This window comes from Shewanella sp. SR1 (assembly GCF_020447145.1).
Taxonomy (GTDB): Bacteria; Pseudomonadota; Gammaproteobacteria; order Enterobacterales; family Shewanellaceae; genus Shewanella; species Shewanella baltica.
The window spans coordinates 269,980-282,459 of sequence record NZ_JAJAEF010000001.1; the positions used below are offsets into that span (position 1 = coordinate 269,980).

A 12,480-nucleotide genomic window follows, 5' to 3' on the forward strand; every position below is an offset into this window, starting at 1 on the left:
AGCTGACTACAACTTAGTCTCTTAACCATCCTTCAATTTCGTCACGAGTCGGTACTGAGCCGCTGTGTATGAGCTCACCATCGATCACGACCGCAGGCGTCTTCATCACTTTAAATTTCAACAGGGTTTGAGGATCTGTGTCCTTTTTCACAATCGCATCCACGCCCATTTCTTCTGATATGTCCGCAATCATCTCGGCGGTTTTACTACATTTAGCGCAACCACTACCTAATACTTTGACTTGTTTCATGTTATTTCCTTAAAGATACGGTGCTGCAAAATTAAAAATCCAACCTACTAACGTAAATGCCGTCAATAGCACAACCAACAGCACCGCCAATAGGCGCCACTGCATCACTTGTTTCAGTAAAATAAATTCGGGGAAACTGGCTGCCACTGTGCTCATACAAAACGCCAGCGTAGTACCAATAGGCAGGCCGTTCGCCAGCAAACTTTCCATCACAGGAATAATGCCAGTCGCATTGGAATACAGGGGAATGCCGACTAATACGGCCGCAGGCACAGACCACCATTGGCCTTGGCCTAAATGGGTTTCAACCCACCCATCAGGCACAAAACCGTGCAAGGCCGCGCCAAGACCCACGCCGATAATGACCCATTTCCAGACGCGACCAAAAATCTCAAGCGCCTCAGCTTTAGCAAATTCATGACGTTCAGAAAAAGATAAGACCCGCTCAGTGGTAGAAACCTCATTCGATGCCGCCATCTGGCGTCCACGAACGAGGGCTTCGGCGGCGAAGGACTGCAACCAACGCTCGGCCTTAATCGCATCTAACAATAGTCCGCCGATCATACCCACTGTCATGCCCACAGCCACATATAGCAAGGTAAATTTCCAGCCGAGTAAACTCATGAGCAGCAGGACGGCGACTTCATTGATCAAAGGTGAAGTGATCAAAAAGGCCATAGTGATCCCAAGGGGGATCCCGGCCGAGGTAAAACCTAAAAAGACAGGGATACTCGAGCAAGAACAAAAAGGCGTGATGGCGCCAAAAATCGACCCCAGCAAGTAACCTACTCCCTTATTCTTACCCGCTAAATAATCTCGAACTCGCTCAACATCTAAGGAAGCCCGCAGTAACGCGATGAAATAAATCATCACCACCAGCAATACAAAAATTTTACTGACATCTTCAACAAAAAAATGCACAGCTCCGCCCAAGGCCGAACCCGCCTCTAGGCCAAACACGCCGTACACTAGCCAAGTCGCAAAATCAGTAAATATTTGGAACATATTGATCCTTAATGAAATATCGACTTACATCATGCTATTACTTAAGATTAAAACCAGTGCCGCGTACGATTAGCAAAATACACCAGCGACAACATCACAGGCACTTCAACCAACACCCCAACCACAGTCGCTAAGGCAGCTCCAGAGTGCAGACCAAATAATGAAATGGCTACGGCGACCGCCAGCTCAAAAAAGTTAGAAGAACCTATCATGCTCGCAGGTGCGGCAATCGCATGGGTTAGTTTCAGTTTTAAGGCCAACCAATAGGTTAAAATAAAAATGCCATAACTTTGAATAATCAAAGGAATAGCGATTAACAGTATGTTCTGTGGCTGGGAGATAATGGTTTCAGCCTGAAAACCAAATAACAACACGACAGTGGCTAATAAACCGATCACAGACCAAGGTTTCAGCTTTGTCAGCAACTGCGGCACGGCACTCGCATCATGGCGAGCCTCTAGTCGCTTTCGAGTCGCGACACCCGCAATCAAAGGCAATAACACATAAAGTACAACGGAAAGTAGTAGGGTTTCCCATGGCACTTGGATATCACTCACACCTAACAACAATGCAGAGAGTGGCGCGAATAGAAACACCATAATGATATCGTTTACAGAGACTTGCACTAACGTGTAATTAGGATCACCTTTAGTCAATTGGCTCCACACAAACACCATAGCAGTACAAGGAGCCACTCCAAGCAGTATCATTCCCGCGATATATTCACTGGCAGTTTGAGGGTCAACTAAATCGACAAATACTAACTTGAAAAATAACCAGCCTAACAATGCCATAGTAAAAGGTTTGACTAACCAGTTGATGATGAGTGTTAACACCAGTCCTTTCGGTGCTTTACCGACATCTTTCACTGCGGAAAAATCAATTTGCACCATCATGGGATAAATCATGATCCAGATAAACAGGGCTATCACTAAGTTAACATGAGCAAATTCTAGCGCAGCAACGGCCGCAAATACGCTAGGTGCAACATTCCCTAATACAACTCCAGCAAGAATACTCAGCCCTACCCAAACACTTAAATAACGCTCAAAAATTCCCATAACTGCCTCAAATAACTCTTATCCTAATAGAAAATATCACACACCTATTTTCAACTTAGCAGCAAGCCTTAAGGCGATCGGGTCGACCGCCCATCTGACAAAGATTACGCACGTTCTCCTGCAAAAAGCTGTCGTTATCATCACAGGTTTGGCCAAGTACCTGCTGGCACCAAGGCGCGATCTCAGCATTGATCCGATAAAACACCCATTGACCTTGGCGCCTATCGACCAACAACCCAGCCTTTTTCAACTGAGCCAAATGGCGCGAGACCTTAGGCTGACTCTCAGACAGCGCAGCCATCAGCTCACACACACATAATTCACCTTCACGCTGGATCAGCAGTAGGCATTTAAGCCGAGTCTCATCGGCAAGTGCCTTAAAAAATGCGACAGGTTGCATCGATTGCTCCCAAAGTTGATTAGAGTATATATGGTAAATAATATATATGAAAAAACGTATGTGTTGCGTTGTTTTTTACAGAAATGTGAGATGCATTGACAGGAAGGATTGATTATTTAAAATCAGAATTGATACAACTCAATGAAAATATTATCGAAAATACTGTTTAAGTGCTATCCGATAGAGTTGCAGTTTTTACCTGTTTAGGCGATCGCCCCATAACGTGTTATTGACTTGATTCCAGAAATGATTCAAACAATGATAGTTGACCAAATTTTTATTATGTTACAAGGTGGCTAACTAACGCTAAATTCAGCCAGCCAAAACCTTACAGGGCACATAGAAATGGATTTTTTTGAATACTGGCATACATGCCACAAGTCTCTATCCACAGAACATCCAAATGATCGTGTGGTTTTGGGTGAACTGGAGTCCATCGACGTCAATGAGTTTGAATTTGCACTGCCTCCAGGCCCGTTCTTTGGGCCGTTAAAAAATGCCAAAATAGTGCTGTGTTACGCAAATCCAAGCCGTGATTCAAAAACTTCAGAAGTGATTAACTCCAGTGACCATTTAAATCAGTTATTTGAACAACTGGATGGGTTACAGCCCTATCCCCATAAAATTCCAGGTTGGGATTCGTGGTTCAGACCGGTTGCTAATAGCTTATTTAACGGAGATGTCATTGCAGCATCGAACAATATCAGCGTATTCAATTTAGTTCCATACGCCTCAACAAATATGGATAGGGTTCAGACATTCGCTAATTGCTTACCGAGTGTATGGGCTGCACAGGACTACCTCAGAAACACATTAATTCCCAAAGCTCTTCAAGGAGATATCTTGCTGGTGATGTGCCGTTCTTCACCGCTATGGGGATTACGAACACCTTTCGGAAGCGAGAAAAACATTGTGATTAATAGAGGTGCTAGAGTCGGCTTCACAAAAGAAACAAAAGAAACAGTAATCGCATGGCGAAAATTGCACAACTTGGGATAGCCTAAATACTTAAAATTGCCCCAACATTTGTTTGGCACCTTCATTCGCTTGCCTTACTCTTTCCCCTAAATACAAATCGGTAATTCGATGGGGAAATATCAAACTGTTGACGAAAATGGCGCCGAAGTGAGGTGGTGGAAGCGAAGCCGGCTTGTTCGGCGATGCGGTCGATGGAGTGGTCTGTCGTTTCTAAATATCGTTTCACCATAATAAGCCGTTGATTAACCAACCAGAGTGAAAAACTGGTACCTGTAGCTTGCTGAAAACGCCGAGTAAAATGGCGGCGACTGATGCAGGCTTTCTCAGCCATAGTGTCAACCGTCAGCGGCGATGCAATATTTGCTATCGCCCAATCCATGATGGCGGATAAAGGCTCGCGCTGATTAACAGCCGGAACGGGAATATCTATGTATTGAGCCTGACCACCTTGGCGGTGCGGTGGCACTACGAGATGACGAGCGACTGCGTTAGCCGTTTCAGATCCCCACATTTGCCGAACGATATACAGGCAGCAATCAATACTCGCGGCAGTGCCCGCAGAAGTCACCACATCTCCATTATCGATATACAGCACCTTCTCATCGACAAACACATTCGTGTGCAGATTACGGAAACATTGTGCCCAGCGCCAATGGGTGGTGGCGGAACGTCCGTCGAGTAATCCTGCGGCAGCCACAACAAAAGCGCCCATGCACAGGCCTATGATGCGCGATCCATTGGCGTGCGCTTGCTGCAAGGCATTAATAATGCAGGATTCTGGCTCGTGTGCAGGATCATCCCAACTCGGCACTATGATGATGTCTTTTGAGCTTAATTCATCCAGCCCTTTTTCTACTATCATCGAAAAGCCAGCACTGGTTTTGAGTATTCCGGGTGTGGCGGCGCAGATGGTGATTTCGCAGGCGGTCGTGCCATCGGCCTTGAGCACTTTTTCAAAGACTTCATAGGGAACTGAAAGATGAAATGGAATGATCCCATCAAAGACCACTATGGCGATGGTCACTTTTGAAGCTGTTTCTATCTCACTCTGGTTCATCGTATTTATCATCGTCGGCTCAAACTATCCTTAATGTCGCTCACTCAAAGATACCAGCTAATACTCATTTATGTATTAACGGGTATCTTGCGATTGTTGGCCGTTATAGTCGCACCACTGGCATGTTGAGCACCGCTTGAGTAGTTTTAATCTCAGCAAAAACATCGGCAACACCCGCTATTGCAGCACGTTGCAGCGTGGCGTGATCTACGATAGATCCGTCCCAAGTTGCCAGATCGCGAGTGGCGGTGGCGTCTTCTGCAATGATCACATCATAACCCATAGGCACAGCATCACGCGCCGTGCTCGACACGCACATGTGCGTCATCAGCCCAGTAATCACCAGTGTTTTAATGCCCTTCTCTTTCAGTTGTTGATCAAGATTAGTTCCCACAAACGAACTCGGCGTCGCCTTATTGATAACAAAATCAATATCTAGCGGTTGTAGATCCTGATGAAACTCAGCGTTAACGCTGCCTTCCGCAAATAGTGGCCCAGCAGCTGGTCCTAAATGACGCACAAAATAAACTGGCATCGCATTCTGGTGCGCAAATTTAACCACTTGCTTGGCTTTGCCCAACGCTTGCTTGCCGTTCGGGATCGGCATGCTGCCAGTGAAATATTCGTTTTGAAAATCAATCACCAGCACAGCTGTCGTGTTCGCATTCAGTTCAGTTGGCGCTTGCGCCTGAGTCATGGTGCGGATTGTCGGTGCTGATACTTTATTGCTTGTCTCTGCGCTGGCCGTTGCACTTGCCATCGAAAGTGCCAGAGCGCTGCATATTGCTACTTTTTTCATCGTAAATATCCTTGCATATTCTGTGTCACGGGCCGTATTGCCAAGTGATGCGGGCATTATGCAGAGCACTTAACGATACGAATAGGCGGCTTTGCGACGAAAAACAGTACTTTTGGGCCAAAGTGGCCGCATCGAACAACTTAGGCCATCAACCAGACGACCAAGGTGATATTTTTCGCGGATTTCGATGCGCAGCACAGTGCTATAACTTAGAAAAGAAAAGAAAAGAAAAGAACAGAAAAGAAAAGAAAAGAAAGGAGAGAACAGTGCTATAGCATTCAACGCCCACCTCAACGATGCGGCATCACAGCCTATTTGCAATATCAACTTAGTTCTGCTTTGAAGTGAGTGATTGACTATGTGGCAGCGATGTCGGCTCACAGATATTGAAGCTTGATGTGACATCACGACACTGTATCGATGCGATGCATGTAAACGATACCCTGCGGCTCTGGGGCAGTTACAAGCAAGGGGGCGTTCACTCAGTTAACACCGCAGGGGTTACCAACTATGCTAACCCCTGTAAAATCATACGCTCACAGTCCGCGCTGCCATTCTTGTCTTAGGGGAATGCTGCGCGGCACATTGATGGCGAGTGCAACCTGTGCCAGCAATTTCGCCTTGTCCTTACCTAATACACCCTTGAGCACTAGGTAATTAGAGGCATGGTCGGATCTAAATATCGTCTGTTCTAATTCCAAATGATCCAATAAGGTATGCATTTCTTGGAACAAACCCATTTGATCCGGCAACTGAAATTGACCGCCAAATACCGCGTCCATTCGCTCTGTGCCTAAGGGTAAAGTCACCACTAAAGTAGAGAGATAATCCGGCTGGGCGGCATTCATTAACTTGGCCGAATTAACCGCATGTTGATGAGATAGCGCGACACCGCCTAAACCATTAAGGATCATCACAGATGACTTCATCCCCGCCGCACGGATTTTAAGCAGTGCCGCTAAGGATGATTCGAAGGTTTCGCCCTTTTGGATTTTGGCGAGCACTTCGTCATCGCCACTTTCGCAACCCACATAGAGTAAAGACAGCCCGAGTTCGCGCAGACGTGCGAGTTGCTCTGGGGTTTTATTATTCAGATTGCGCGGCAAACAGTAACTGCTGATGCGCGTAACCTGCGGCAAGTGGCGGTTGATCAGCTCACAAATCGCTTCGAGACGTGCAAAGGGCAAACTCATGGCATCGCCATCGGCCAAAAATACCCGAGAAACGGGGGCGCCAGACCGCGCAACGGCCAGAATATCCTGCTCAACCTTGTCGAGCTTTTGTGCCCGAAAGGCTTTTTGCGGCTGGGTATACATGTCGCAAAAGCTGCACTGGTTCCAACTGCAACCATTAGTCACTTGCAGTATCAATGACTTCCATTCGGATGGCGGTCTAAATACTGGCTCGATATAGTTAATCAACACTGCAAGCTCCTAATAATTGGTCTCACGGTTAAACAATGATTTGGTGATAGGTTTCCACATGGAACGACTCAACCAATTCGGGCATCACTTGGTGGAAATAATGTTGAATGGCGTCTTTAGCACAGTGCTCATCGAAGGCGGCAATATCGACAAACTTCTCTACAAACGTCACACGGCGTGGTTCATCACGGCTCACATTGAGCTCGTAACGAATACAACCCGCTTCGCGGCGCGTGTCAGGAATAAGGCTCGCGAGCGCCGCGATCAACGCTTCGGTTTTGCCCTCTTTAGCCAGAAAACTCGCCACGCAGGCAATTTGTTGTTGATTGATTCTATAGTCCGTTGAAGTCGACATCTCGGTTCCTTATTGGCTTAATGTTGAATGCTTATGTGCCTAGCTTTTGTTGATCGCTTATGTTGATAATTGATGTAGATAACTCATATTGATAGCCGCTTATGCTGATTGATAGCGCATATCTAAATGGGGAATACCATCTTCTAAATACATCTCAGAGCAGGCGACAAAGCCGAGCTTTTGATAGAAGGCTTTAAGGTAATCTTGGGCGCCAATTTGGATCCCCGCATCGGGCCAAGTCGTCAATGCCGATTCGATGGCGTGCTGCATTAAAGGCATGGCTAGCCCTTTGCCCCGTCCCGCTGGCGATACCACCACGCGGCCGATACTCGCCTCTGGATAACTCAGCCCCGGCGGTAAAATACGCGCGTAGGCAAGCAGTTCCCCATCTGGCGATAAGCCAATTAAATGCTGGGTTTCTGGGTGCCTATCCTTATCGTCAAGCTCAGGATAAGCGCAGGCCTGCTCGACCACAAACACATCGACTCTTAACTTCAATATGTCGTATAGGGTATTGGCATTTAATTGATTAAATGTAAGATTTTGCCACTGCAAACGATTATCCCTCTGTAAATCATCGAAAAAGAGCTTTGAGTCTACCACAGCATAATGACCATAAAAAAGCGCCTTAATCCGCGAGGACTAAGGCGCAAAGCTGTTGTGCAAACCAATAGATCTGGGGAAATCTATGGCGACAACAGGATAACGAAAAACGTTATTACTCGACCATGGCATCGTGGGCCACAGGCCCAGTCGGTTTACGGATCAGCAACACGGCGAACACAGCGATAAGTAGCAGAGCGCCCATGATGTAAAACACATCGTTATAGGCCTGAATATAGGCTTGCTGACTCATGGTTTTGCCCAGCAAGGCTTTCGCCTGCGCGGCCGCGGTATAGGGATCTGAACCACCCGCCTGCAACATGCTTGCGCTTTGGGCTAAATAGTCCTGTGCCTGCGTGCTCACTGCGGGTAAGGATTCCTTAATATGGGCCAAATGCCCGCGCGCCAGCGTGTCTGATAGGGTCGCGACCAGCGCAATACCAAAAGCGCCGCCTAAGTTACGCATCACGTTTAATACCGTCGACGCCGAAGCATTTTCATGGGGTTTCAAATGCATGGTCGCAAGCATACCAATAGGCACCAGAATAAACGGCTGACCTAAGGCCCGCACCACTTGCGAGGCGATCATCTGCGGTCCGGCATAATCTGCGGTCATCTGGCTATTCATGTAATAGCTAATAGCGAACATTAAAAAGCCAAAGGCGGCGAGATAACGACTATCGAAGCGCTCCATTAATTTTGGCACTAAAGGCAATACCAATAGCTGCGGAAATCCCATCCACATAATCACGCCACCAATCTCTAACGGTGTGTAATCATGGACTTGCGATAGATAAAGCGGGATCAAATAGATAGCGCCGAATAGTGCCATCCCCAATAAAAAATACGCCACGGTGGAGAGCACAAAATCACGCTTACCGAGCAGGCGCAAATTCACTAACGGTTCTTTACGCCTTAACTGGATCCAAACAAACAACACCAGATTGACTACGGCAATTATGGCCAGATTACGAATGAGTTCCGAGCCAAACCAGTCCTTGCGGTTACCTTCTTCAAGCACCACTTCAAGGCAACCCATGCCCAGCGCCATAGTGACTATGCCCGCCAGATCGACATTCTTCAGCTTATCCCAAACCACCGACTGCTTTTCTAAACCGTAGGCCAACATCGCCATCACCAACAAGCCCGGTGGCACGTTGATATAAAACAGATAATGCCAGCTAAATTGCTCAGTCAACCAACCGCCTAAGGTCGGGCCGATTGAAGGCGCAAAGGTCGCCGTCACGCCAAATAATGCCATGCCGACGGCACGCTTGTTATCGGGTAAAAACTCAAGGATAAGCCTAAAGGCCAGCGGAATAAGCGCACCGCCAAAGAAGCCCTGTAGCGCCCGAAAGGCGATCATGGCCTCTAAGTTCCACGCCATAGAGCAAAGCACAGAAGCAAAGATAAAAGCAGCCGTGGTCCATAACAGATAACGCCTGACCGACAATCCAGTGCTAAGCCAGCCAGAAAGCGGGATCGCGATCATCTCAGCCACCAGATACGCGGTCGAAATCCAACTGCCTTCTTCGAGCGTTGCCCCAAGACTGCCTTGAATCTCCTTCATCGATGCATTGGTGATTTGGATATCGAGGATCGCCATAAAGGCGCCGATCAACCCACCAAATACGGCGATCCATGAGCGGCGACTGCCACGCTCATAATCAGTAGGCTTGTTAGGGACACTGATGCCCTGCGCCTCCATATCGGCAGACGCAGTAATAGAGCCGGTTGCGCTCATACTAACGACCTGTATTTGCTGCGATTGCCGATATTGTAGTACCCGACGCCGTATCCACTTTCACGACCGCACTTAAGCCCGGTAGCATGTGTGCTTCTGCCTCAGATAAATCTAAGCGAATACGCACGGGAATACGTTGCACGATTTTAGTGAAGTTACCTGTAGCATTTTCCGCAGGCAATAGACTAAATTTGGCTCCGGACGCCGGTGACAGACTATCGATAACACCTATAAAGGTTTTGTCGGGAAACGCATCGAGACTGACCTGCACCGACTGTCCTGGTTGCATGTGTTGGATCTGGGTCTCCTTAAAGTTCGCCGTGATCCACACTGCCCCATCCGGAACCAAACTGTAGAGTGCTTGGCCGGGCTGCACGTACTGCCCCACCATAGCGCCACGTTTACCAATCACCCCAGAAAAAGGTGCGGTCACACGAGTATCATTTAATTGAATTTTCGCCAATTCTAAGGTCGCATCGGCCTGTTCTACCACAGAACCTGCCTGATCTAATTGGGCATTAAAAACCGCTAACTCGCGTTGCTTTGCCACTAACACGGCTTTGGCTTCATCGAGGCGGGCGGCGGCAGAATCGAATCCCGCTTGCAGTTGATCGACATCATCTTGGGAGCTGTAATTACTGACTTTAAGCTTTTTCGAGCGACTCAATTGTTGCTGTGCACGTATTTTATCGGACTCCGCCGCCACAACACCGGCACTGGCTTGGGTGATTAACGCGCGTTGCAACTCCACCTTAGCGGCTAAGGTTTGCAAGTCTGCCTTCGAACTTGCCAGTGAGGCTTCGGCTTGGCTCACTTTGGCGCTAAATTGGTTATCTTCGAGCTGAGCTAATAGCTCACCCTTTTGCACATGCTGGTTATCGGTCACATCGCTTAACACGACGTAACCGGGCACTTTAACGCTGATATGGGAAATATCGGCCTCAACATAAGCGTTATCAGTGGTTTCAATAAAACGTACCTGTGTCCACCAGTAATAACCGCCTCCCGCAACCGCAGCGAGTAACAGTGGAACGGCGATAATGAGTTTACTTTTGGACATGAATGACTCCTTGATTAGTGATATCTAGTGTACTACTGTCTCACTAAGTTTATTAGCCAGTAAAAAATCAACCCACTGTTTCACAGGTGTAACAATGATGGATCTCAATCGCGTGCAAATTTTCGCTCAAGTGGTCGAACAAGGCAGCTTTACTGGCGCCGCCAAAGCCCTTGGGATCACTAAGGCAACCGTCAGTCGTAAGATAGCCGAACTCGAAGCTGATACCGGCACACAACTGTTATTTCGCACCACCAGAGCCCTAAAACTCACCGAGGCAGGATCGAGTTATTACAATAGGATCAATAAGATCCTCACAGATCTGCAGAGCGCCGAAAATCAGCTCAGCGCCCAGCAGAAATTGATCAAAGGCAATCTAAAAATTGTCTGCCCGATTGAATTAGGTCAATTGTTTTTAGGGCCGATTTTCGCTCAGTTTTTAACGCTTTACCCCGATATCACCATAGAGGCTGAACTCACCAATCGTAAGGTCGATGTCATAGAAGAAGGTATCGATCTGTTATTTCAAATTGCCGATTCGGGTGACACTCGCCTGCAAAGCTATGCCTTAGTCAACGCCCATAAATCGTTAATGGCAAGCCCTGCTTATTTGGCCGAGCACGGCACCCCAAAAGTGCCACAGGATTTAGCCAAACATAAAGCGATCCGCTTACAGTCGGCGCATATTGAAGGAGCATGGAAGTTATTCGATGGTAAAACTTGGATTGTCGCCGAGCCCATGACTCAACTGACAGTAAACAATGTCACTTTAGCCCGCGAGGCCGCCATTGCGGGGCTTGGGATCACAGCGGTGCCCTCCATCATTGCCCAAGTAGCATTAGAAAAAGGCTACTTAATCCCGCTGCTTGATGACTATCCTATGGTACAAACTAAGGTCGTGCTCAGTTATCCACAGCGGGCCTACTTACCCCGAAAATACCGCGTCTTTATCGAGTTCATCTATTCCGCATTATTTAAACGTTGGGGATCGCAAGTATTGGAAGTGCCCGATTTTATCGGCCAAGCCGATCAGGGCGAATAAACAAAATCGAACAAATAAAACGATCAAAACAGTAACAACTATAACTTTGTAAAGCTTAAATCGCAGCCATAGGGATAAATCCGCTATGTCATAATTGCCTTAATCCTTAAGCCTCTATAAGCTTGGCAAGGTAACAGGCAGCAAAAGACCTTAGGTTTTCCTGATACAGTTTGCATAATAAAATTTAACATTTAATCTCAATTTTGGAGGAAACCTAATGAGCTTAATTAAAGAGTTCAAGGCTTTTGCGTCCCGTGGCAATGTGATCGACATGGCCGTTGGTATCATCATAGGTGCCGCATTCGGCAAGATAGTCTCGTCCTTCGTGGCCGATATCATAATGCCACCGATTGGTATCATTTTAGGCGGAGTGAATTTTAGTGATTTGAGCATAGTGCTGCAGGCTGCTCAAGGCGATGCGCCTTCTGTGGTGATTGCTTATGGTAAATTCATTCAAACCATTATCGACTTTACGATTATCGCCTTCGCTATTTTTATGGGCGTCAAAGCAATCAATCGCTTAAAGCGCAAAGAAGAAGTCGCGCCTAAAGCACCCGCGGCACCGACTAAAGATCAAGAACTGCTGTCTGAGATCCGCGATCTACTGAAAGCTCAGCAAGAAAAATAAGCCTAATCTAAAGCGCAGATCATAAAAAACCCATCGAACTCGATGGGTTTTGTTTTTATATCGGCGATGTTTCACAT

Annotated in this window: 14 protein-coding genes; 3 read left to right on the forward strand and 11 right to left on the reverse strand. The window is 47.2% G+C overall.

The window, feature by feature from the left end:
- Window positions 1-13 precede the first annotated feature (13 nt).
- From KV201_RS01200 to KV201_RS01215, 4 genes are read right to left on the reverse strand one after another with little or no spacing between them, the layout of a single operon-like run.
- Entirely contained in the window at window positions 14-250 is a 237-nt protein-coding gene (locus KV201_RS01200) for a thioredoxin family protein (RefSeq protein WP_006079976.1), read from the reverse strand.
- A gap of 9 nt (window positions 251-259) precedes the next feature.
- On the reverse strand, window positions 260-1,255 hold the full coding sequence (locus tag KV201_RS01205; RefSeq protein ID WP_226058279.1) for a permease: 996 nt from the start codon (window positions 1,253-1,255) through the stop codon (window positions 260-262).
- 47 nt (window positions 1,256-1,302) lie between these two features.
- Window positions 1,303-2,316, reverse strand: coding sequence for an ACR3 family arsenite efflux transporter (gene arsB / locus KV201_RS01210; RefSeq protein WP_226058280.1), 1,014 nt, complete (start codon window positions 2,314-2,316; stop codon window positions 1,303-1,305).
- 55 nt (window positions 2,317-2,371) lie between these two features.
- Window positions 2,372-2,716, reverse strand: a complete 345-nt coding sequence (locus tag KV201_RS01215) for a metalloregulator ArsR/SmtB family transcription factor (RefSeq protein WP_012090298.1) — start codon at window positions 2,714-2,716, stop codon at window positions 2,372-2,374.
- Window positions 2,717-3,061: 345 nt separating this feature from the next.
- Here KV201_RS01215 and KV201_RS01220 point away from each other — a divergent pair, with 345 nt between their 5' ends.
- Window positions 3,062-3,715, forward strand: a complete 654-nt coding sequence (locus KV201_RS01220; protein WP_226058281.1) for a hypothetical protein — start codon at window positions 3,062-3,064, stop codon at window positions 3,713-3,715.
- Window positions 3,716-3,755: 40 nt separating this feature from the next.
- On the opposite strand, the gene KV201_RS01225 is transcribed toward KV201_RS01220, so the two are convergent.
- The 7 genes from KV201_RS01225 to KV201_RS01255 all read right to left on the reverse strand — a co-directional run bounded on the left by KV201_RS01225 (window position 3,756) and on the right by KV201_RS01255 (window position 10,736).
- Entirely contained in the window at window positions 3,756-4,763 is a 1,008-nt protein-coding gene (locus KV201_RS01225) for a GlxA family transcriptional regulator (protein WP_226058282.1), read from the reverse strand.
- A gap of 91 nt (window positions 4,764-4,854) precedes the next feature.
- Entirely contained in the window at window positions 4,855-5,550 is a 696-nt protein-coding gene (locus tag KV201_RS01230) for a cysteine hydrolase family protein (protein WP_011845680.1), read from the reverse strand.
- A 536-nt stretch (window positions 5,551-6,086) separates the two neighbouring features.
- A complete protein-coding gene (locus tag KV201_RS01235) occupies window positions 6,087-6,974 on the reverse strand; it encodes a radical SAM protein (RefSeq protein ID WP_226058283.1) in 888 nt (295 codons plus the stop codon).
- A 28-nt stretch (window positions 6,975-7,002) separates the two neighbouring features.
- Window positions 7,003-7,329, reverse strand: a complete 327-nt coding sequence (locus tag KV201_RS01240) for a putative quinol monooxygenase (RefSeq protein ID WP_226058284.1) — start codon at window positions 7,327-7,329, stop codon at window positions 7,003-7,005.
- 99 nt (window positions 7,330-7,428) lie between these two features.
- Window positions 7,429-7,884, reverse strand: a complete 456-nt coding sequence (locus KV201_RS01245; RefSeq protein WP_226058367.1) for a GNAT family N-acetyltransferase — start codon at window positions 7,882-7,884, stop codon at window positions 7,429-7,431.
- Window positions 7,885-8,047: 163 nt separating this feature from the next.
- The gene (locus KV201_RS01250) at window positions 8,048-9,676 is read right to left on the reverse strand and encodes a DHA2 family efflux MFS transporter permease subunit (protein ID WP_226058285.1); all 1,629 of its coding nucleotides are present in this window, start codon (window positions 9,674-9,676) and stop codon (window positions 8,048-8,050) included.
- A 1-nt stretch (window position 9,677) separates the two neighbouring features.
- The gene (locus tag KV201_RS01255) at window positions 9,678-10,736 is read right to left on the reverse strand and encodes an HlyD family secretion protein (protein ID WP_226058286.1); all 1,059 of its coding nucleotides are present in this window, start codon (window positions 10,734-10,736) and stop codon (window positions 9,678-9,680) included.
- 94 nt (window positions 10,737-10,830) lie between these two features.
- Between KV201_RS01255 and KV201_RS01260 the strand changes: the two genes are divergently transcribed.
- Together KV201_RS01260 and mscL are read left to right on the forward strand one after the other, a co-directional pair.
- Window positions 10,831-11,775, forward strand: coding sequence for a LysR family transcriptional regulator (locus tag KV201_RS01260; RefSeq protein ID WP_226058287.1), 945 nt, complete (start codon window positions 10,831-10,833; stop codon window positions 11,773-11,775).
- Between the two features lie 217 nt (window positions 11,776-11,992).
- Window positions 11,993-12,403 (forward strand): large-conductance mechanosensitive channel protein MscL, encoded by a 411-nt coding sequence (gene mscL / locus KV201_RS01265; RefSeq protein WP_006084265.1) that lies wholly within the window; start codon window positions 11,993-11,995, stop codon window positions 12,401-12,403.
- The last annotated feature ends 77 nt before the right edge of the window (window positions 12,404-12,480 follow it).